16 protein-coding genes are annotated in these 21,928 nt (G+C 41.8%); 2 read left to right on the top strand and 14 right to left on the bottom strand.

Going from position 1 to position 21,928, the window contains the following annotated elements; translation table 11 throughout:
• Positions 1-135: 135 nt before the first annotated feature.
• The 3 genes from BTV98_RS04405 to surE all read right to left on the bottom strand — a co-directional run bounded on the left by BTV98_RS04405 (position 136) and on the right by surE (position 4,447).
• Entirely contained in the window at positions 136-2,322 is a 2,187-nt protein-coding gene (locus BTV98_RS04405) for an ATP-dependent helicase (protein ID WP_075103027.1), read from the bottom strand.
• 242 nt (positions 2,323-2,564) lie between these two features.
• A complete protein-coding gene (locus BTV98_RS04400) occupies positions 2,565-3,344 on the bottom strand; it encodes a peptidoglycan DD-metalloendopeptidase family protein (protein WP_058368559.1) in 780 nt (259 codons plus the stop codon).
• Between the two features lie 209 nt (positions 3,345-3,553).
• Positions 3,554-4,447, bottom strand: a complete 894-nt coding sequence (gene surE, locus BTV98_RS04395) for a 5'/3'-nucleotidase SurE (protein WP_058368560.1) — start codon at positions 4,445-4,447, stop codon at positions 3,554-3,556.
• A 683-nt stretch (positions 4,448-5,130) separates the two neighbouring features.
• Between surE and BTV98_RS04390 the strand changes: the two genes are divergently transcribed.
• Together BTV98_RS04390 and BTV98_RS04385 are read left to right on the top strand one after the other, a co-directional pair.
• Positions 5,131-5,568: an MCR_0457 family protein gene (locus BTV98_RS04390; RefSeq protein WP_058368561.1), complete on the top strand. Its 438-nt coding sequence runs from the start codon at positions 5,131-5,133 to the stop codon at positions 5,566-5,568.
• A gap of 421 nt (positions 5,569-5,989) precedes the next feature.
• Entirely contained in the window at positions 5,990-7,156 is a 1,167-nt protein-coding gene (locus tag BTV98_RS04385) for a D-alanyl-D-alanine carboxypeptidase family protein (protein ID WP_075103026.1), read from the top strand.
• 194 nt (positions 7,157-7,350) lie between these two features.
• Here BTV98_RS04385 and BTV98_RS04380 read toward each other — a convergent pair whose 3' ends face one another.
• The 11 genes from BTV98_RS04380 to BTV98_RS04330 form a co-directional block, all read right to left on the bottom strand.
• On the bottom strand, positions 7,351-9,297 hold the full coding sequence (locus BTV98_RS04380) for a HAMP domain-containing sensor histidine kinase (protein ID WP_075103025.1): 1,947 nt from the start codon (positions 9,295-9,297) through the stop codon (positions 7,351-7,353).
• A 168-nt stretch (positions 9,298-9,465) separates the two neighbouring features.
• Complete coding sequence (gene der / locus BTV98_RS04375) at positions 9,466-10,896, bottom strand: ribosome biogenesis GTPase Der (protein WP_075103024.1); 1,431 nt, start codon at positions 10,894-10,896, stop codon at positions 9,466-9,468.
• A gap of 334 nt (positions 10,897-11,230) precedes the next feature.
• On the bottom strand, positions 11,231-12,439 hold the full coding sequence (bamB, locus tag BTV98_RS04370; RefSeq protein WP_075103023.1) for an outer membrane protein assembly factor BamB: 1,209 nt from the start codon (positions 12,437-12,439) through the stop codon (positions 11,231-11,233).
• Positions 12,440-12,562: 123 nt separating this feature from the next.
• A complete protein-coding gene (locus tag BTV98_RS04365; RefSeq protein WP_058368392.1) occupies positions 12,563-13,384 on the bottom strand; it encodes a tetratricopeptide repeat protein in 822 nt (273 codons plus the stop codon).
• A 93-nt stretch (positions 13,385-13,477) separates the two neighbouring features.
• Positions 13,478-14,767, bottom strand: coding sequence for a histidine--tRNA ligase (gene hisS, locus BTV98_RS04360; protein WP_058368391.1), 1,290 nt, complete (start codon positions 14,765-14,767; stop codon positions 13,478-13,480).
• Positions 14,768-14,898: 131 nt separating this feature from the next.
• Positions 14,899-16,014, bottom strand: coding sequence for a flavodoxin-dependent (E)-4-hydroxy-3-methylbut-2-enyl-diphosphate synthase (ispG, locus tag BTV98_RS04355; RefSeq protein ID WP_075103022.1), 1,116 nt, complete (start codon positions 16,012-16,014; stop codon positions 14,899-14,901).
• A gap of 102 nt (positions 16,015-16,116) precedes the next feature.
• A complete protein-coding gene (locus BTV98_RS04350; RefSeq protein WP_075103021.1) occupies positions 16,117-16,947 on the bottom strand; it encodes a helix-turn-helix domain-containing protein in 831 nt (276 codons plus the stop codon).
• Positions 16,944-17,915, bottom strand: coding sequence for a type IV pilus biogenesis/stability protein PilW (pilW, locus tag BTV98_RS04345; RefSeq protein ID WP_256713836.1), 972 nt, complete (start codon positions 17,913-17,915; stop codon positions 16,944-16,946). Before pilW ends, BTV98_RS04350 begins: the two co-directional genes overlap by 4 nt.
• Before the next feature lie 215 nt (positions 17,916-18,130).
• A complete protein-coding gene (gene rlmN / locus BTV98_RS04340; protein ID WP_075103020.1) occupies positions 18,131-19,375 on the bottom strand; it encodes a 23S rRNA (adenine(2503)-C(2))-methyltransferase RlmN in 1,245 nt (414 codons plus the stop codon).
• 367 nt (positions 19,376-19,742) lie between these two features.
• On the bottom strand, positions 19,743-20,174 hold the full coding sequence (gene ndk / locus BTV98_RS04335) for a nucleoside-diphosphate kinase (RefSeq protein ID WP_075103019.1): 432 nt from the start codon (positions 20,172-20,174) through the stop codon (positions 19,743-19,745).
• A gap of 342 nt (positions 20,175-20,516) precedes the next feature.
• The gene (locus BTV98_RS04330; RefSeq protein ID WP_075103018.1) at positions 20,517-21,806 is read right to left on the bottom strand and encodes an adenylosuccinate synthase; all 1,290 of its coding nucleotides are present in this window, start codon (positions 21,804-21,806) and stop codon (positions 20,517-20,519) included.
• Positions 21,807-21,928: the final 122 nt, after the last annotated feature.

Here is a 21,928-nt window from a genome sequence, read left to right as displayed (position 1 = left end):
ATCAACAAAAGTTATTAAACTGTCCAATGAGAAAAGTATAGAGAGTACTGAAATATTGTCAAGTATTAGTATTGAAGGGATACTTGTATATTTCATTTTTAGAATAAAAACTAAATGCCTTAAAGCTTTTAACAATCACCACCACACGGGATCATCACTCGCCAGCATCTCTAACGACTTCCTAGAGCGCTTAACCTCCACCTCATCAGACGATAACTCAGCGATAAATCGTGACGGCTTGTCAAAATACCCTGAATAACTGGCAAAATAATCTGGAGCAGTCAGGTACAATCTGCTCTTAGCACGACTACAAGCCACATAGAATAATTTACGCTCCTCTTCTAGCTCCTCAAAGTCAGACAAAGAGCGATGGTGCGGCGTAATACCATCGACTAATGAGTTGACAAAGACTACTGGCCACTCTAGCCCTTTGGCACTATGAATGGTCGAAATCGTCACTTTGTCTTTGTCATCTTCTTCTGGTTGACTGGTCGACGCTACTGAGTCATTGGGTGGATCGAGCGCCAGATTTTCTAAAAAATTATCAAGGCTGCTGTACTCTGTCGCTAAGTTTTTAAGTACCCGAAAGTCTTCATTGCGCTCACGCCAGTTTTCCTCTAACGTTTTTAGAATAGGGACATAAAACTCTACAACATGTTCAATGATAGTCTCGACTGATTCTGCTTGACTTGCCTTAGTTAAAGTATGATATAAAGGCTCAAGTTGCTCACTTTTTTTGGCAAACTTTGTCGTGAGTAAGGGATCAAATGAATTATTATCGGCATTAATCGCTTGGGTCAACCGAGTCGCGGTGACTGCCCCTACACCTTTAAACAAGGTTAAAATACGATGCCATGCAATGGTGTCATTTGGGTTATAGAGTATTTTGACAAAAGCCAATACGTCCTTGACATGCCGTCTCTCAATAAATTTAATACCACCTACCACGATAAATGGAATGCGGCGCTCCATAAACTCTAACTGTACATAATTGGACTGAAAAGAGGTGCGGCAAAGTACCGCAAAATCGTTGTAATCGTGATCTGGTTTTAGCTCTATGATTTTATCAGCGATATATTTGGCCTCGCGGGTTTCATCACTTAAACGACTAAACACTGGTTTGTCACCTGTTATGCTCGCATTCGAATAGAGCTGCTTTTGATATCCCAAGGTAATTTGCGCGGACAAGGCATTGATATAATTTAAAACAGCAGGCGTACTGCGATAGTTTTGCTTCAGCTTAATGAGCTTGGCTTCGGGATAAGTCTCACCGAACAGTAGAATATTTTCATAGTTTGCGCCGCGAAACGCATAAATACTTTGATTGTCATCACCGACCACCATCAGTGATACCGATTCAGGCTCACAAATCAAATCTATCAGCTGTTTTTGCGGAATATTGGTATCTTGATATTCATCAACCATGATGTAACGATATTGACTTTGTAGCATTTGGCGAAAGGTGTCATTGGTCTTTAAATGGCGCACGACTTGGCTAATGATGTCATCAAAATCATAGAGATGATTGGCACGCTTGTACTCATGAAAGTCAATTGCTAATTGCTCAATAATGGGAATATGTACGGCGATATCAGGATAATTACTTTCGATTAAGTCGCGGATATGAATGCGTTTATTTCTAGAAGTAGAGATGATGTTTTGTAAGGTCTTTTTACGAGGAAAGGCTTGGCTTTTGGCTTGCGCAGGATACTTTTTTTCTTTATGAATTAAATCGATGGCATCCTCGCTATCGCCTGTGTCCAAGATAGTAAACCGTGGATTGATACCGAGCAGTCCTGAGTATTGACGCAATAGCATATTGCAGAATGAATGAAAAGTGCCACTGGTGATATCGTTTAATGCTTTACTGGTCGGTAGTCTGTCTTTTGCCAAGTCATCGTCTGATAACGTATCAGCTAATAAGACTTTAGCGCGACTTTTTATCTCATTCGCCGCTTTGCGAGTAAAGGTCAGTAGCAAGATACTTTTGGGGTTCACGCTATTTTCTAACAGATAGCTTGTGCGATAGGTTAACGTTTTGGTTTTACCAGAGCCAGCACCAGCGATGACCAACACCTTTCCTTCAATAGTAGTGGCTGCAAGCAGTTGGTTTGGATTTAGCTCACTGACATAGTCCACTTTTAATTCCAAATCACTACTCAATCTTTGATTTAGCAGCTCAATACTTGCATCGTTATTAGCATCTATTAGATTTGCCTCGAGCTTTTTAATCGCTTTTTGCAGACGCGTAAGCTTAGGTTGTATCTCCTCAAAATTCTGCGGATATGTATAGCTTTGCGTGTCAAAAATCGTAGTAGTCATTATAAAATATGGCCTCAAATTTCGGTCAAAAGCTGTCTAGACAAAAAAACAAGCTTGATTAACAGGTTATCTCTAAAGCATTTCGACACTCTATAAAAAAACCTATCACCACTTTTCATAAAGCTTTGCAACGATATGAAAAGTAGTGACAGGTTATAAGTATACGGTAGCTCTTAATTTGCTTCTTTTTAACTTAGGCTAAATAACACCTAGGCTAAACAGCAGCTTAGTTGAATAACGCCTTAGCGTCCTAAAACGGCACGCGGATCTATAGGGTTACCATTTAGGCGTACTTGAAACTGTAGTGCTACTTGATTGGTCTGGCCACTACTACCCATACTAGCAATACGTTGGCCACGCTGTACCGCTTCGCCTTCTCTAACCAGTAGTTGGCTATTATGCGCATAAGCGGTAATGTAATCACCACTATGACGAATCATAATAAGATTACCATACTCGGTTAGCCCATCACCCGCGTATAGTACCGTTCCACTTTGACTGGCAAGTACTGGATCACCTTCTCTACCGGCAAACCACATGCCCATGTTGCCAGATGCAGCATCAAAATTACGAAGGACTTGATTACGACTAGGATACTCGTAGCCAGCGGTCGAATTGGCAGTTACTTCATAAACAGGTGCCGAGCCTGTCGTAGGCGGCGGTGTCGTAGGCGTAGTGGCAACGTTATAGTTGTTGTTACTAGCAGGACGTGTGGGCGCGCTTTGTTCACCATGCCAAAGCTTGAGCCATTGGCCACTATAGATAGTATACTTGCTATCAAGGCCGTTCAGCGCTCCGATTTGACGATAATTTAAGCGATAACGTGAAGCAATCTGGCTAACCGTATCGCCACGTTTTACAAGATGATAGTTGGGGACACCTTGACTATTGGTAATAATTTTAGGGGCTGGTCGTGCAGAATTTTGATAGGTCGGCTTAGTGGCGCAGCCTGTTATCGCAACTGCCAGCGTTCCGACTAAAGCAGCAGTCGCTAACTGTGACCCAGAAATAAGCTTCTTCATACAAGGTTTCCTATTCTTTATAGTGCTCACGTTCTTTATAGTACTCACAATATAGTGCTCACGTCTATCGTGTTGTTATCTTTACCGTTTATAGAGTTGTACCGCCGCTATTATAACCATAATAAGACTCTATTTATAGAATACGACTCTATTTATAAAAGCAGCTAAAAGCAGCCTCTGTTTCATCAAACCTCAATCCTAATGATAAATTATAATGCTAAAGCCGAAAACTTATTGAGCGTAGACGCTGGTGTATGATGCAAGCGTACGGGGGATAAGCTGATATAACCTGCTGCTACCGCCTTATCATCTGTATAAATATTTATGTCATTACTGTCTGCTCTCGGTTGACCTTCAAGCTTAGGATTGTCACTGACACAATCATTCACAGAGCTATCAATAGACGTATTAATAGAAGCGTCCACATACTCTTTGGTCGGCAGATTCTGGCATTTTTTCAAACACAACCAATAAGCATCACGGCCACGTGGATCGACCATATGATATACGGGCTTTTCTATTAGGCTATGTCCCAGACGCGTGATTTTGCGTCCCATAATACCCTCAGCCGTATCTACGTTTGGAATATTAATATTAAGCACATGATACGGCAAACGTTTGAGCTCCTCCAATATAGGCGTTTTGGTCAATATTTTGACGATCTCGTTTGCTGCCATTTGATAGTGGCTGGTTTGATCCTGTCCATTGCCTTTAATCCTATGACCCACCAATGAAGTTGCAATCGCTGGGACGCCAAAGAGCTGAGCGGTCAACGCGGCACCAAAGGTACCCGAAAACAAGACGTCTTGCCCTAAGTTTGCGCCTGAATTAATACCCGTGATGACGCAATCGAATTGAGTATCAGGATAAAGCTCATGGAGCGCAAGGTAGACACAGTCTGCAGGTGAGCCATTAACCGCAATAAACCCTGATGGCAAGACATGAGGATACAAGGGCTGAGAAATATGAAGCGAGCTGGCACTGCCGCTCTGCTCTTCATTGGGTGCAACAACTATAACTTCTCCGATTTGGCAAAGGGCTTGGTATAACGCCAACAATCCTGGCGCGTGTATTCCATCATCATTACTGATTAAAAACTTCATGGCAGCTCAATATAGTTATAACTTATTTTTTGGCAACAGACTTAAGTATTATCACTGATTACTATTGACTTATAGCCAGCTATCTCATAGATATTAGCAATTAAAAACATGTAGCATAAACCGATATCTTGATGTAAGAGACGACTTTTGTGTAACACCGCTTAACAAATAAATCAAAATATAGAAAGTGAAAAATGAAAAACATGTAATGACATATCAGGGTCTAAAATAGATTTATCGGTTCGCAGTAGTGGCAATAAGTAAGCCTACATTTATCGGACTACTATACGACATGGAAAAAGATTATACCTCAACCAAGCATAGTCATAAACAAACCTCTCACTTACTGTCTTAAAATCAAGTATAATCAAATAGTTGAGACTATACTCGCAAAAGCTTGTTCATGCGTTTAATCTTATAAAATTCGCTTTTATGAATGTATGCACCAACACCAGTTGGTTATCTTTTGGCCTATTTTTTCGTTACAATAGGCAACAACGAACAACAATAGACTGTTATCTATTAAGGCTTATGTAACTTAGGGACAGATGCTACTGATATGTTGCTATCAATCGACCTTAAGTCACAATATATCTACACATAAGTCAATATTTTATGTGACTTTTATTTTTTTTCCCATTACCATAACACCATTAAATAATGTAAAGCGAGTGTGATACCGAATGAAGAATCAATCGATATTATCTATAACGACAAGAATAGTTTTAAAATCAGCTTCAAAGATTGGCATTATTGGGTTAATAGCCTCTGCTTCAATGTTAGCTCAAACGTCCAATGCAGCTAGTAATAATGTATCTACCATTCCTCTGGATATGTCTGGCGTTAGTATTACTAAACATGAAATTGCTGTTATGCAAGTACTGTCTGAAATTTGTCCACCGATGCTAAACAAAAGACAAAGACAACGTTTTTATAAATCTTATAATATACAATTGCATGAGCTTATGCCGTCTTTAGAAGATCCGAAGGCTGCTATACAGTACTTATCAACGCAACAAGATTATCGTCAAATTTTGCAAAGTATTCGTAGCTGGACGCTTGGGTTCTCCAAACAAGACAACAAAGCCTTATGCGAAGACTTAGCAAATGCACAATACTAACTGCTAACTGCGCGCAAAATAAAATACTCTGACTAAGCGCTTAACTATCTAAGTATAAAAGTGTTAACCAATAGCTAATACGCCTTGCATGATGATTTGTATAAACCAAGCTTGCTCCTTTCACTTTAAAAATTAATCGTGAGAGGAGTAAGCTTTTTGCGCTAACCTACTACTTAAATAGTCTCTCTTTTATTCCAGTTAAATCCTATAGTATGGACTTGACGGCCTTGCCATACGCTGTTTTTTTCGGCTACCCTCCTCTATATTGCTAATATCTTTTTTATCGTATTTATTGTTTCCCCATTGGTTAGCATTTTGCTAAGATAAGGCCTTAATTTTATGTCAATCGTCATCTTCAAATACTTTTATAAGTATGAATGGCGATAGATACATTGGGTTTCATGATGTGGTGTAACAATCTATGACAGTAAAGCGTGTAAAACAACAGCTGGTACAAGTAGTCGTTGGTGTCAGCTTATCTTTGAGTGCAATCATTGCTAATGCTGCTATTCAACCTCCAGAGATGGACAATACCGCCTACGTATTAATGGACTATAATACTGGTGAGATATTAGCGCAAAAAAATGCCAACCAGCCTCTTCCTCCAGCTTCATTAACCAAAATGATGACCAGTTACATCATCGAGCAACGTCTAAGCTCAGGTGATTTGACCGAAGATGAACAAGTGCTAATGAGCAAGAATGCATGGTGTCGCGGTAGTAGCAGCCAATCTTGTATGTATGTGCCAGTAAATAAAACTGCTAGTGTCATCGATATGCTACGCGGTATCATTATTCAATCAGGCAATGATGCCTCAAAAGCGATGGCTGAACATATTGCAGGTAGCGAAAGCTCATTTGCAATATTGATGAATGAGCAAGCCGAAAAGCTTGGCATGGATAATACGCATTTTGTGAATGCAACAGGCATGCCTGATGAAGGTCACCAAGCTTCAGCACTTGATTTGGCAAAGCTTGCTCGCGCTATTATAAAAAATAGTGGTGAATACTATGACATCTATGCTGAAAAAGAGTTTACCTATAATGGTATCACTCAAGGCAATCGTAACGCGCTACTGGCTACAGACCCTACAGTAGATGGTCTAAAAACAGGACATACTAATGCAGCAGGCTACTGCTTAGTTGCTTCTAGTAATCGTGATGATATGCGTCTCATATCTGTGATTATGGGAACCGAAAGTCCACAAGCACGTGCAGATCAGTCGCGAGAGCTTCTTAACTGGGGCTTCGGCCATTTCACCACAGTGACAAAAGCACCGTCCAATCAGTTTGTCAGTAAGCTGCCAGTATGGTTTGGTGAGGCAGACGAGGTAGAGCTGGCAACAGGCGATACCCTACAGGTCTTAACCACTAAAACACAAAAAAATAAGATTACTACAGTCGTCGATATCCCTGAAAGTATAGAAGCTCCTATCAAAAAAGGTCAAAAGATTGGCAAAATGCTAGCAGTTATTGATGGTAAGGCAGTAGCTTCAGTACCTATTGTAGCCACCACTGACATCGAACAATCAGGCTTTATGAGCCGGATGTGGCAGCATGTGGTACGCTGGGCGCAGAACCTATTCTAAGCTTATTAAAATAGTAGCGGCTCCATTGTCTTAAGTAGGCTGATAAATAAAAAAGACGCTAATGATTAGCGTCTTTTTTGTTCTATATTCTTTTTATTCTATATACAGCCAAAAGCGTGCGTCGTAATGTTGACTTGACGCTCTACACCTAATAACGATTGAAGCCTGCTCATTAGAATTTTTATGATATCAAGTTATGTCAGCCACTTCTTCAATAACACAGTCAATAGCTTAGGGTCTTGCACCGTACTGTGGCAGTAGTCTACACCCGCAGCTTTTAGATCGTATTCAAAGCTCTCTACATACCGCTCTTTATGTAGCGGATACCAATAAACCAACAATGCGCGACGAGTGGTTTCTCGCTTGCGAATATATTTAGTTAATTGAGCAACTTGTTCAGGTAGCACCTCTTCTGCAAACATGATGACGTTTACTTTCGCTTTTGAAATATAATCCATCATCGATTGTCCATTACGCTGTGAGTTGACATTAGCACCAAGTCTTCTTAGCATATCTACCATCGAGCTTACTTCATCATGATGATAGTACACTATGTTAACCCCCTTTAAGAGATCTTCATGCTGTGTATGTCTCTTATGGCGCAGTGGTATCGTAACGGTGAACTTACTGCCTACACCAAGCTCACTTTCTACTTCAATTGCTGCGCCCAAAAGCTGACCAATTTGTTTGACCACTGACAGCCCTATTCCCACTCCTTCATTCTCACGAGTATCTGACGAATCAACTTGAAAAAACGGAGTAAATATATCTTCTAGATAACTTGTGCTAATGCCAATACCTGTATCAATAACTTTAACTTGCCAGCGAATACTTTCATTAAAATGCGTCAGTTGAGAGTCGATAATAACCTGGCCTGTATGAGTAAACTTTATTGCATTATCTATCAATGTGGTCAAAATTTGCTGAATCTTACTTATATCACCTTCTAAAGTATACTCAGCATGATGAAGACGACTAATAAGCTCTAGATTCTTTTGTCTGGCAGCAGGCTCAAACCTCTCTATCAGATTAGCGATCACTTTTAGTGGATTAAATTCACTTAAACTTACCACCAGTTGGCCTTTTTCTATTCTATTTAACTGAATAATCTGTTCAAGAGTCAGCTCTAAGTGATGACTGCCTTTATGAATAATAGCCAATGTGTCTTTTTGTTCATCATTAAGATATTGATTATCTAAAAGTTGCAAACCACCCGTAATGGCATTAAGAGAAGTTTTTAGCTCATGAGTAATCATGTTTTGAAAGTTTGAGCGCTGCATATCAAGGGACAAGTCTTTATTGTGAAGTTGGCGCTCAAAGTCTGCAAGATCGAGATAATCCTGCTGCGCCACTCTTAAGCGTTCAAATAGAATAATAAAAGATTTTTTTATACGTATAAGCTCTTCGAATTCGAAGCGCTGTTGAATAGTAGGTAGCTGCTTAAGCTCAGGGTTGTTCGCTGCTATCTCACACACTTTCGCAAGCTCGATAATATCTTTGGTTGGCCAGTTAAGTTTGCGCAGGATATACCAAATAACGACAACTCCTAAAATAGTAGTTGCAAGCCATGACAATAGGTTAACCCGTACCCAATACCAACGTAGCTGCGTCATGTCCAACGTAATATTAATATAACCGACCAACGTATTACGCGCAGCTAACGGAGTGGTTGATATTGACGTATCTTTCACATTGATAGGCAATGCGTTAGTGAGACGCTGGGAGGAGTTGGCGCGTTGGATACTACTACCTGTAAGGTAACGACTGGTGACTGGATAATTAAAGCTGACCGTATCGGCAAACCAAGCGCTATACCAATTATTACTCACACTATCGATGTTGCCTTGACTCAATGAATCAATAGGTTGATCAGTTGAATAGAATAAAATACTTTGTAAGAATGGGTCATTATCCAGCAATATACTGACTTGCCGAGCAACTAAGTTTGCGCCATCGGGGGTTGATGCACTATTTGCAAGCATTTCTCCCAACTGCTGAACGTGTAGACGTTTTTGTTGATAGTTATAGACGAATGTATAAACAAAAGACAATAAGAAGCCTGCAAAAACGGCCACAACGATAGCTTGTAATACAGAACTACGAATAATCGTGGGTATGTTTTTAGAAGAACTTATACTCATGTCAATCAATCAATTTATGATGGCTTTGACTTATAATACCTCATAAGTGTATGGCTTGTTTATTTTACGATAAATGGTAATAATATAAAAAAACCAATAAACTCTATCAGTAAATTTTCAGGCAACTGACCTAAAGACCTCTATTGCAGAAGTCTTTAGAGGTTTCAATTATCGTTTTTTATCTGTTTTTCTGTGACTTTTTGAGTACTTTTGCTTACGATTACGTTGACGCTGTAGCAGTTGCTGAGCTTTGGCTTTAGTTGGCGTATCGCTTTTGTTAGCATAGGGATTTTCATTCAGCTTAAAGACCACATTCAACGGCGTGCCTTCAAGCTTAAATACTTGGCGAAACTGATTTTCAAGATAACGCTGGTAGCTTTTAGGCAATGACCCTGTTTGATTACCATGGACGACAATGACTGGCGGATTGTGACCACCAATGTGGGCGTAACGCAGTTTAATACGGCGACCACCAACAGTTGGCGGCGGGTTTGCAATGACTGCGTCTTGCAATATTTGCGTTAAGCGGTTGGTAGATACCTCAAACATCGAAGACTGGTAGGCGCGTAAAATAGAAGGATACAGATTACCTACGCCAGTACCATGCAACGCAGATATCAGATGCACTTTTACATAGGGTATAAAGTTAAAACGACGCTCCATCTCAATCTTGATATAGTCTTTTTGCTCATGAGTTAGCCCATCCCATTTATTAATCGCAACAACTAATGCTCGACCTGCATCGAGGGCATAACCAATCATGTGAAGATCTTGATCAACGATGCCTTCTTGCGCATCGATTACAATGACGGTGACGTTAGAGTCTTCTATCGCTTGCAAGGTTTTGATAACAGAGAATTTTTCTACTTTTTCATCGATACGGCCACGGCGACGTACACCAGCAGTATCAATCAATACGTAGTTTTTGCCATCACGCTTATAAGGGATATAGATACTATCACGCGTCGTACCAGGCATATCAAATACAACGACTCGGTCTTCACCCAATAGACGATTAACAAGAGTTGACTTACCTACGTTTGGACGCCCAATGATAGCCAGTTTAAGCCCTTCCGGCTCACCTGTATCGACATCTTCTGGCATATCAGCTGTGATGACTTCTAGTAAATTACCGACACCGCGACCATGACTGGCAGCCATTGGATAAGGCTCACCCAATCCTAGTGCATAAAACTCTGCAGGTGCAGAATCATGCGTCCCATCAACTTTGTTGGCAACAACATATACTGGCTTACCTAGGGTGTGCAAAAACTTACCAATTTCTGCATCAGCCCCAATCATACCAGCCCGTGCATCAACCACAAATACGATGATGTCAGCTTCATGAATTGCAGTATGCGACTGCTCAGACATATAGTCATCGATGTCTCCCCTGCCATCATCGGCTTCACCGATACCGCCAGTATCTACCACGATAAACGATTTGCCTTCATAGGTAGCATCACCATATTGACGGTCACGAGTCAAACCGGATAGATCAGCAACCAAAGCCTGACGACTTTTGGTAAATTGATTAAATAAAGTAGATTTACCTACATTGGGGCGACCAATTAGCGCGACCACGGGCTTGATACTCATGCGTTACTCTCAATAATGGTCAATAACAACAAATAGGTGTCATATGACCGCAAACTTAAATGAATGATAAAGACGAAGAACCTATTATAAAAGATAATAGTCTTTTAGTGGGGTAGATGATGGACTAATAGTAAAAAACATCCCATCAACTGTAAATCATGGCACTTATCATAAAGGCGCATAGAGTACGTGAAACGCACTGTCTATACAAGGCATTAAACGCTGACAAAGCAGCGTTTAAGCGTTATAGCATAATATCTTTATTAACAACGATTGCTCAATAAAGCACACTAACAATGTAAAAGTAAGTCAAGATAGCGTTATCACTTGCTACTTAGCGTGCTAATTGCCAGATAGCTACTTGTCCAGAAGTACTTTGCGTCATCAACCGACTGCCTTGCACTTGTAGGTTAGTCAATGCGCCCTTAGTCTGCACCCGGCTCACGATATCACCGTTTGCAGGATTAAACAGATGCACGACTCCTTCAAGATCACCGACAGCAATATAATTGCCAATCATGACAGGATTTGTCAAATCGCGATAAGCAAGCGCTTCGCTCTCCCATAACATATTACCATTATTACGATCGTAAGCGACAACTTTACCTTCTAAGCTGGTAGCAATGACTTGTTGATTGTTTACAGCAAGTGATTTTAAGCTGGCCAGATCGTTTACGAACATGACTTGGCGCGACGCTAAATCAATCCCTAACAACTGACCGCTGTAACTGATCGCGTATAGCTGATTATTATCGACAACAGGCATACCATCGACATCACTCATACGCTCAACTTCACTACTGCCAGCACCGACACCAACACGTCTTGACCACTGCGGCAAGCCATTATCAATCGTAATAGCATGAAGACGACCATCAGCAGTAGCAAGTAATGCAGTTTTGTCATCTAACAATGTTGGTGCTGCACTACCGCGCACGCTAATAGCCGGCACTTGAGTCGCAAATTGCCAAATCGACTGACCGGTCTGTAAAGACAAGCCATGTAAAAAACCATCGTTAGCAGACAAAACGACTCGATTGTTACTAATTAGCGCAGGCGTTAATACTGAACCTGACAGCTGCTTTTGCCAACGCTTAGCACCAGTTGTGCTATCAAAAGCCATTACCAAACCACTGCGTGTACTTATAATAGCAGTCTGACTCAGTGGATCTACTGTTACACCACCAGTGATTTGCTCACCGACGTCTATTGACCATAAACGCTGGCCTGCATTATTAAAACCTGTCAACTCACCTCCACGTGAGGCGACGACAGTTTGGGTATTACTGTAGCCAACTTGTAAGGCGAGAGGATCTTTCTTACTTGCCTTTTTATTACCAACATCAACGCTAAATACCGGCTGCAGCACACTAATAGGTTGGGCAATTTGTACCAGTTCAACTGGATCGTTTACCACCGGCTTAATACCGCGATTACAACCAACAACAGCAGTCGTCATCAGCGCCAAAGCCGCCACGTTCATGACGGTCGACTTCATGGTCTTATTTTTGGTTCTTTTACTGAAGCGATTAGATAGGGTCATTGTCTGCTCTCATTACGAATAAATTAACTATCAATAAACGGACTATGCTATTGGCTTAAAAAGCTGTCACCGGTAGCATTATCATTGTCTACGATATACATTATTGTTGATTATAATACGGATTTACTGCGCTGCTTGGTCAGAATCGTTACTATTGTTAACGTCGCTCTGAATATCTGCACTGGCATTTTGCGCTGCTGTTGGTTCTGGTATGGCAGCTGCTTGAATAAGACTAGCAGGTTCATCGATGGGTTCAGGTACAATACCCAGACTCTCCATTTTTAATGCCAGTACTGCTCTAGTCTCTTGACGTTTACCAATCAGACTCCAAGCATTAGTATAAGCTTTAATAGCAGCATCTTCGTCACCTTTTGCCAAATAAATATCACCTAGTAGCTCTTGTTGGCTGGCCTCAAATGAGCTTGGCATATCATTATTAGCTTCTGCTAGTGCTGCATCTATGTCTCCTGCTGACAACAATGTTTCAGCGTAACGCAAACGCGTAATCGCATTTAAACCTGCATCCCCTAAATCTATGGCCAATGCCTTTTCTAAAGTCTCAGTCGCACCCGTAAAATCATCGCTATCGACTTGTTGGCGAGCTTTGATCATCAAGGCTTGCCAAGCATAAACCGACTTACCATGCGTGCTGACTAATGCATCGATGTCATCATTTAGCTGAGCACGACTAGCAGCGAGTGCTGTGGATGCTTCAGCCTCTAGATCTGGGTTCTGTGCTGCCAGACTTACTTCTTCGTTAAGTCTTTGAATATCAGCATATTGATCAGCGGCTACGGTATCTACCCGTGCGTGATTCTCTTGCCAATATGTCCAGCCAAAATAACCGGCTAAGGCCAATAAAATAGCTGTTAAGATATAGCTACCATATTGCTTGAGCGCTTGCATAGAGTTGTCTGTATTTGGCGACTGGGTATTTTGAACCATGTTTGTTTACCTGATAAAATCTAGTTGCTAAAATCTAATTACTGAGCGGCAAGTGAGCGCTGGTCATTCTACCAGACGCTACCACTAACGTAATTACAGACGTGTAAAATTCTTTGTGCTTGCCAGCCACTCTTGGGCAACTGATTGCTGTTCGCCAGTTTGCATGTCTTTAATACTGATTGTGTTATTGTCAAGCTCTTGCTGTGCAATAATAACCGTTAAGGCTGCACCAGACTTATCCGCTTTTTTCATTTGTGCTTTCATACTGGTTGCACTTGCCATCTTAACCCGCAAATCTGGACGGCTATCACGTAACTTTTGCGCATAATTGATACCAAACCCATAGACTTCTGGCTGCGCAACGACAAAGACATCACAGACTGACATTTTTGGCATAGGAGCTACCGCTTCAATAAGTAGCAATAAACGCTCAAGACCCATTGCAAAACCAACAGCAGGCTCAGACTTAACTGGCTTGTCGTTACGTGTGCCGACAGACTTTAGCTGTCCAATCAGACCATCATAACGCCCACCAGCACAGACAGTTGCTTGACTACCAAGCTTATCAGTAACCCATTCAAAAACCGTTTTATTATAATAATCAAGACCGCGAACTAAGTGCGGATTGATTTCGTAATCTATACCAAGCGTCGTTAAGTACGCTTGAACTTGTTCAAAATGGACCTTACTTTCTGTCCCTAAGAAGTCAGCAAGCTTAGGTGCATCAGTAAGCAGTGCTTGGGTGCTTGGCTCTTTACTGTCCAAAATCCGTAGCGGATTGGTAGTCAAACGGCGCTTACTGTCTTCATCAAGCTGATCTTGCTTGTCCGTTAAGTAGGCAACTAGAGCATCTCGATAGGCACGGCGCTCATCGATTTCGCCCAAGCTGTTTAATTGCAAACGCATCTCATCTTTGAGACCCAGCTCTTGCCACATCAGATGGGTCATCGCAATCAGCTCAGCATCAGCATCTGGCAACGCGCTACCAAAGCTCTCTACCCCTATCTGATGAAACTGACGGTAGCGTCCTTTTTGCGGGCGCTCATAACGAAACATAGGGCCGATATACCAAAGTTTTGGCGTATCACCGCGTAGCAAGTTATGCTCAAGCACTGCACGCACTGCCCCTGCTGTACCTTCAGGACGCAAGGTCAGAGGTGTTGGTGGCTCAGACTTATCAGCGAAGCTATACATCTCTTTTTCAACGATATCAGTCGCACCGCCAATAGCGCGAGCAAAGAGATCAGTCTGCTCAACGATGGGCAGACGAATATTTTCGTAACCGTAACGAGCCAATACATTTGCCAACACAGCTTCTAGTTGTAGCCACTTCGCTGCCTGTTCTGGCAGAATGTCATTAAACCCTTTAATAGCTTTGATCATGATTCGGTTATATCCTCAAATATTATAACGACTGTCTGTATTGTTATTATCGTTACTACTAGCGCTTAGATGCTTACTAATGATTTACTACTCACAGATTCACAATGGGCGATGAATAGTTTTGGTGTCAGCTATTTAACTCTAATAATTTCATTTTCACGTGACTTTTCTAGCTCGCTTGCATGAGCACGTACCATACTCTCAATCTCATCAACCAGATTATTGGTATCGATAAGATGACTTTTTTCACCCATGCGGTATACCAGTGATTTGGGAGCTGCGCCTACGATTCCGATGTCGGACTCTTTTGCCTCTCCTGGACCGTTCACTTTACAACCAATCACTGATAGATTCATGGGCTCACGCACATCTTCTAAACGAGCTTCTAACGCAGTCATTACCTTAATCACGTCAAACTCTTGACGAGAGCAACTTGGGCATGCGATGAAGTTTACACCATTAGAACGAATATTGAGTGATTTTAAGATATCAAAACCGATTTTAATTTCTTCTTCTGGTTCTGCTGCTAAAGAGATACGAATAGTATCACCGATACCATCTAATAATAAACCACCAAGCGCGATTGCAGATTTGACAGCGCCAGTACGATATACCCCAGCTTCAGTGACCCCTAGATGTAGCGGATTGTCAATCTGTGCCGATATTAAACGATACGCATCCAAAGTCAAAAACACATTACTCGCTTTGACAGATACTTTATATTGATCGAAGTTTAGACGCTCCAATATATCGATATGACGCATCGCTGACTCAAGCATCGCCTCGCCTGTTGGCTCAATATATTTACGCTGAATGTCCTTTTCTAAGGAGCCTGCGTTCACCCCAATACGAATTGGAATATTATGATGTTTGGCACAGGCCACAACTTCACGTACTTTGGCATCGCTACCGATATTGCCTGGATTGATACGCAAACAGTCTGCTCCCGCTTCGGCAACTGCCAGTGCAATCTTATGATCAAAATGCACATCAGCAACCAAGGGTACGCTCACCAGTTTACGAATCTTACCAAACGCTTCAACTGTCTCCATCGTCGGAGTCGAGACGCGCATGAAGTCAGCACCAGCATCAACGCAGCGCTCAATCTGAGCGACTGTTGCGGCTACATCACAAGTGTCAGTGTTGGTCATGCTTTGCACACTAATCGGTGCATCGCCGCCAATCGCGACATCACCGACATAGATCTTTTTAGTAGGGCGGCGAGTAATAGGCGATGACGTGGACATAAAGAATCCTTTAATCAGAACAAAAGATAAAAAAATATAAGCAATCTTAAAGTGGTAATAATATCATCATGACAGATTATTAAACCTGTAACGATCAAATCATTACGGCGCTAAAGCAAAGCTTGCTTGTTTATCGGTTGCATACTCATTTAACGCAACCGAGTCTTGATTAAGTAATAGTTTTACATTGTCGATATTATCAATCTGGATGTTAAATGGCGGTGTACCAAGCAGTTTATAGTTACCACTGGTTTGGCTGCCTGACATCAGACTGTTACCAGACGCATCCGTAATATTTACGTTGGTAGTGTCTGTGATCTCAACGTCCAATGTGACCGCACTGATATCACTACTACTATCCAGATTGAGTGCAGAACCAGACGCGCCCACACTATCTAAACCAGTACTATCATACTGAGTATCAACCGCTGCTCCTTGCGCTTGTTCTGATGCTGATAAGTCTTCAACGGCTGTTATAGATGTAGCATTATCTTGACTGGCATTGGTTACCATACGGAATAAAAATACCGCCAATACAATAAGCCCTATGATTGCAAGAATCAACAACGGGTTAAAGCGGATGCGGCTACGACTATCACGTTGTAAGGTTCCCATTGGGCGCAGCGGTGTATCAATGTTACTCACCGACTGCGCTCTCATTTCATCTGGATACGCTGCATCAAAGCTTTTCGCGATTTTTGTGGGATCCAACTGCAAAAATTTTGCATAATTAATGACAAAACCACGCGCAAAGGTAACTTGCGGTAAAGCGGCAAAATCCTCTTCTTCCAGTGCTTTTAAATGACGCTCTAAGATGAATAATTCACTGGCGGCTTCTTTTAAACTGATCTGTTTACTTTTGCGGGCTTGCTGCAGCGTGGCACCAAATGATCCCTGAGCATTAGACTGATGATTTGATGATGGGTTGTTCATTTCCATGATGCCTCTGGATTGTTAAGCCAAGTCTTAAGTTGTTTTGCTTCATCACTTAATGGATAAGCAGATAATAGCTGTTGTGCTAATTGTTGACGCGTGGTTCTATCATTTTGAACGGCGGCAAGCTTAATACCTTGCAGAAGCAATCTAGGACTAATCCCTTGGCCTTGTACAAGCAATAAAGTCTCATCATAAAGCCGTTGTGCTTGTTGTACACGCTGCTGCTCAAGCAACAAATCGACCAGCTCAATATGAGCGATCAAGCTATTACGATTACCATCTAAAGCCCGTAAAAATGCTTTGGCTGCCGCGGGATGGTTATTCAATTGTAGGTAAGTGCGCCCTAGGTTCTCAAGTGCACCAATACGTCCTTCGTAACCAAGTGCTGCACCTGCAATCTCAAACTGCTCTGCCGCCTCGCTATAACGCTTCATCTGTGATAAATAGACACCGTAGTTGTTACGCACTTGATCAAAATCCTTGTCAAGCGAGATGGCTTTTTTAAAGTATTGATCGGCCTTTTCAAGATTGAGGCGGCTGCCCTCTTGCTGTAACAAAACGCCCATCATATCATAGGCTGGCGCGTATCGGCTATCAGCAGCAAAAGCTTTTTCGAGTTGACGCTGCGCGGTATCAAGCTCATTTTTGCGAATGTATTGCGCGGCAAGCGATGTACGTACGCGAGCGATCTCTTGCTTGTCAAGATTACGAATATCGCTTGGCTGAGTAGACGTTTGATAACGCGTACTTCCAGTTAAGCCATCTGTTGATGTACTTTGGCAACCTGCTAGTAATAAGGCAATTATTGCACTAGCCATCAGCCGACTTTTTGGGCTACTAGACTTTGGATTACCAGAGATAGTATAGTTTGTTTTTTGATAAGCACTCGCAACTGAGGGCTCATTCATTATTAAAGAAGTTTTACGCTGAGTCTTAAATTGACAAAAATATTCAAACATCATCATAGCCGCCATCATAAAACTGAGTTTTAGTACTGTGAATTTAACACTAGAGTTCCAATGAGCCATTAGTTTAATGGATTTGGACCCCTTAAGTACAATTTAGTTACTATGACTGCATTTTTATGGTTATAAATATTATTTACTAAAACCAATAGGAACGTAACCCTATCTGTTTCTTGTCTTAGACTGAGCCACTATTACTGTCACTCCGTCACTCATTAGACAGCAGCGTTACCCTTAGCATCGCGATCTTTAATGCTTTGTTGCCATGCTGCTGACCGTCTGGTTCGATCAGCGACTTGTCCGACTAATTGACCACATGCTGCGTCAATATCGTCACCGCGTGTTTGACGAATGGTACAAACAAAGCCAGCTTCGCTCAAAATATTGCTAAACGCATGAATACGGTTGTTACTTGATTTATCATAAGGCGCATGCGGGAACGGGTTGAACGGTATCAGGTTTATTTTACTTGGGAGACCATCAAGTAATGCAACCAACTGTTTGGCGTGCTCATTGCTGTCATTGACGCCATCTAACATGACATATTCAATCGTGACGTGTTTTTTGTGGCGCGGATTAACGTCATAGACGTAATTTTTTGCCGCAGCGATCAGCTCGCTTAACGGATATTTTTTATTAATTGGCACCAGCTCATTACGTAATTCGTCGTTGGGTGCGTGCAGTGAGATAGCTAAGGCTACATCAATATCTTTTGCTAACTGATACATCTTGGGTACCACACCTGACGTCGATAAAGTGACTCGGCGTTTCGATAGACCATAAGCATGATCACTAAGCATGAGCTCCATAGAGCTGACCACTGGCTTATAGTTTAATAATGGTTCGCCCATGCCCATCATGACAACGTTGGTCACGTTGTTTTCCCATAAGCTATGATCGACGTTCTCTAAGCTGTCGTTTTCGTCCGCCATATAAGAAGCGTTGGCGACCCACAACTGCCCGATAATCTCAGCGACGCTCAAATCACGCTCAAAGCCCTGTTTACCTGTGCTGCAAAAGCTACAATCCAGTGCACAGCCGACTTGTGATGAGATACATAGAGTTTTGCGGCCGTTCGACTTACTGTCATCTGCTGGTATTAGCACCGTCTCAACCAATGAGCCACCCGTCACCTCAAACACCCATTTACGCGTGCCATCATCACTGTATTGACGATGAATGACTTTTGGCGGGGTCACACATGCATGCATAGACAGCTTATCGCGTAACGACTTGCTTAGATTGGTCATCTGCTCAAAGTCGGTCACTCCATGCTGATATATCCACTTAATCACTTGCGTCGCCCGAAATGGCTTTTCGCCGATGCTCTTAAAGTAATCAGCGAGCTGTGCTTGCGTCATACCTAATAGGTTGGTTTTTGCCTGCGCTTCATCTACCAGCTTGATGCTATCAGTGCGCTTGTTGGGTATGTGCTGAGTGGGTGTTTGAATCGTTGACATAATAGGTAACCTTTTGGCATAAGCCATGAGCGTAGTAATACAATTAAATGCTGCATTGAGCAATCCGTTATGAGCGCAAAACTTATCATATATAGAATGCAGATAATTTTCATATCGATAAAGTGCTGATAAGGGGTTGATAACGCTAATTAAATGATTGAAAACCAATAATGAGGGACATAGTAATAAATTTCAACAAAAACAACCAATAAGCTTAATAATGGTTTGTCAAAAAAAAGATAATCAACAAAATATAAAATTTTTCAATAATAGTGGAAACGGCTTATACTCAATAGAGTATAAGCCGTCCTTGCAAAACCAACTACTGATAATCAACACCATAAGCTGATATCAATAATCGTTGTTATTAGCGCGTACGTGCACAAACTTCATCATCATTGAAAAAGTAGCTGATTTCACGCTTAGCTGATTCAGCTGAATCTGAACCATGAACCGCGTTTTCATCGATGCTGCTAGCAAAATCAGCACGGATAGTGCCTTTTTCTGCTTCTTTTGGATTGGTTGCACCCATGATTTCGCGATGCTTAGCGATAGCATTTTCGCCTTCTAATACTGAAACCAATACTGGACCTGACATCATGAATGACTTTAGGTCATTGTAAAATGGACGCTCAGCGTGCTCAGCGTAAAAACCGCCTGCCTTTTCATCATCAAGTTGTAGCATTTTGACTGCAACGATTTTTAGACCAGCTTGTTCAAAACGGTCATAGATAGCGCCGATGTGGTTGCCAGCGACAGCGTCAGGTTTGATGATAGATAAAGTACGTTCGTTAGCCATAAAAAATCTCCTAATAAAGGGTAAGTTAAATAAGAATTAAAAATATGATTTAAACTTTGACCACAATGCTGACTTGGACTGATTCAAATGACTCATGTTTTACCAATATGAAAACATAAGCGCCAACACATGATTGCTGCCTATTATAATGATTGACGCTATAAATGATAGGGGTAATTCTGATACCAGCTTACTTAAACGTAAATTTTGCATTCACTAAAAGTAAGAGGTACATACTATATATTGTATATCTACCAATATTATTAATCTTTATAAAAAACCCTAATGTTAGTTCTAAGCTGGACATTAGGGTTTCGTCATTCAATAGTTTGTTCTATTTATCTACGCATCATACGGATCACGTAATACGATGGTCTCTTCGCGGTCAGGACCCGTTGAGATAATATCAACAGGACAGCCAATCAGTGCTTCGATACGCTTGATGTATTTTTTAGCATTCTCTGGCAAGTCATCATAGTTGGTAATACCAACGGTAGACTCACTCCAACCTTGCATCGTTTCGTACTTAGGCGTTACTGACTCATAAAACTCGGCATCATGCGCGCCTGCACATTCAGTCTCTGGTAATTCGTAACCCACACCGATTAGCAACTCTTCTAAACCATCTAATACGTCAAGCTTAGTCAAGCAGATACCTGACATAGAGTTCAGTACAACAGCACGGCGTAATGCCTCGGCATCGAACCAGCCACAGCGACGCGCGCGGCCAGTGGTCGCGCCAAACTCATGGCCGACTTTGGCTAAGTGAGCACCAACATCATCAAACAATTCTGTTGGGAACGGACCGCTACCAACGCGTGTGGTATAAGCTTTAGTAATACCAAGCACATAGTCTAAATATAATGGACCGATGCCAGTACCAGTCGATACACCGCCTGCCGTGACGCTTGAGCTGGTCACAAACGGATACGTACCGTGATCGATATCAAGTAGCGTACCTTGCGCACCCTCAAACATTAAGTTTTTGTCAGCCAGACGCAACTGATTAAGGTCTTCAGTGACATCAGTTACCATACCCTTAATCTCTTCTTTCCACTCTTGGCACAGCTTAAACGTCTCATCAAAATCGATGGCGTCAACTTTGTAGTATTGAGTCAATTGGAAATTATGATATTCGATAAGGTTACGTAGCTTTTCTTCTAAATCATCACGGAATAAGTCAGCAAGCTTAATAGCACGGCGCGCAACTTTGTCTTCGTACGCAGGACCGATACCGCGACCTGTGGTACCGATTTTACCTGTACCGCGTTTGGCTTCACGAGCTTGATCGAGGGCTACATGATAAGGCATGATAAGTGGGCAATTAGGTGAGATACGTAGACGCTCGCGTACTGGTACGTTGTTGTCTTCAAGCGCTTTCATCTCTTTTAACAAAGCATCAGGCGCTAGCACGACGCCATTGCCAATAAAACAAGTAACACCTTCACGTAAGATACCTGATGGAATAAGATGCAAGACAGTGGTTTTGCCATCGACAACTAACGTATGACCAGCATTGTGGCCACCTTGGAAACGTGCTACTGCTGAGGCCTTTTCGGTAAGTAAATCAACGATTTTACCCTTACCTTCATCGCCCCACTGGCTACCTAAAACTACGACATTCTTACCCATGATTAATCCTTACAATGATGTATTAAGGTGCATGGCCTGTTCATTATCAAACAGCCATACGATAACAATTTAAAACTAAACGAAAAATAGTGCTTTTTGACAATACTGTCTTTTGATAAACC

Source organism: Psychrobacter sp. Cmf 22.2, from assembly GCF_001921745.1.
In the GTDB taxonomy this organism is placed as follows: domain Bacteria; phylum Pseudomonadota; class Gammaproteobacteria; order Pseudomonadales; family Moraxellaceae; genus Psychrobacter.
The sequence above is the reverse complement of the archived record's forward strand: the minus strand, read 5'-3'. Positions and strand labels throughout refer to the sequence as shown.

Coding starts and splice junctions, on each gene's coding strand:
- ispG (WP_075103022.1), bottom strand. CDS start 16,014: ATGTCCACGTCATCGCCTATTACTCGCCGCCCTACTAAAAAGATCTAT.
- BTV98_RS04350 (WP_075103021.1), bottom strand. CDS start 16,947: ATGAACAACCCATCATCAAATCATCAGTCTAATGCTCAGGGATCATTT.
- bamB (WP_075103023.1), bottom strand. CDS start 12,439: ATGACCCTATCTAATCGCTTCAGTAAAAGAACCAAAAATAAGACCATG.
- hisS (WP_058368391.1), bottom strand. CDS start 14,767: ATGATCAAAGCTATTAAAGGGTTTAATGACATTCTGCCAGAACAGGCA.
- ndk (WP_075103019.1), bottom strand. CDS start 20,174: ATGGCTAACGAACGTACTTTATCTATCATCAAACCTGACGCTGTCGCT.
- BTV98_RS04330 (WP_075103018.1), bottom strand. CDS start 21,806: ATGGGTAAGAATGTCGTAGTTTTAGGTAGCCAGTGGGGCGATGAAGGT.
- surE (WP_058368560.1), bottom strand. CDS start 4,447: ATGAAGTTTTTAATCAGTAATGATGATGGAATACACGCGCCAGGATTG.
- BTV98_RS04400 (WP_058368559.1), bottom strand. CDS start 3,344: ATGAAGAAGCTTATTTCTGGGTCACAGTTAGCGACTGCTGCTTTAGTC.
- BTV98_RS04380 (WP_075103025.1), bottom strand. CDS start 9,297: ATGAGTATAAGTTCTTCTAAAAACATACCCACGATTATTCGTAGTTCT.
- BTV98_RS04390 (WP_058368561.1), top strand. CDS start 5,131: ATGAAGAATCAATCGATATTATCTATAACGACAAGAATAGTTTTAAAA.
- pilW (WP_256713836.1), bottom strand. CDS start 17,915: ATGATGATGTTTGAATATTTTTGTCAATTTAAGACTCAGCGTAAAACT.
- BTV98_RS04385 (WP_075103026.1), top strand. CDS start 5,990: ATGACAGTAAAGCGTGTAAAACAACAGCTGGTACAAGTAGTCGTTGGT.
- der (WP_075103024.1), bottom strand. CDS start 10,896: ATGAGTATCAAGCCCGTGGTCGCGCTAATTGGTCGCCCCAATGTAGGT.
- BTV98_RS04365 (WP_058368392.1), bottom strand. CDS start 13,384: ATGGTTCAAAATACCCAGTCGCCAAATACAGACAACTCTATGCAAGCG.
- rlmN (WP_075103020.1), bottom strand. CDS start 19,375: ATGTCAACGATTCAAACACCCACTCAGCACATACCCAACAAGCGCACT.
- BTV98_RS04405 (WP_075103027.1), bottom strand. CDS start 2,322: ATGACTACTACGATTTTTGACACGCAAAGCTATACATATCCGCAGAAT.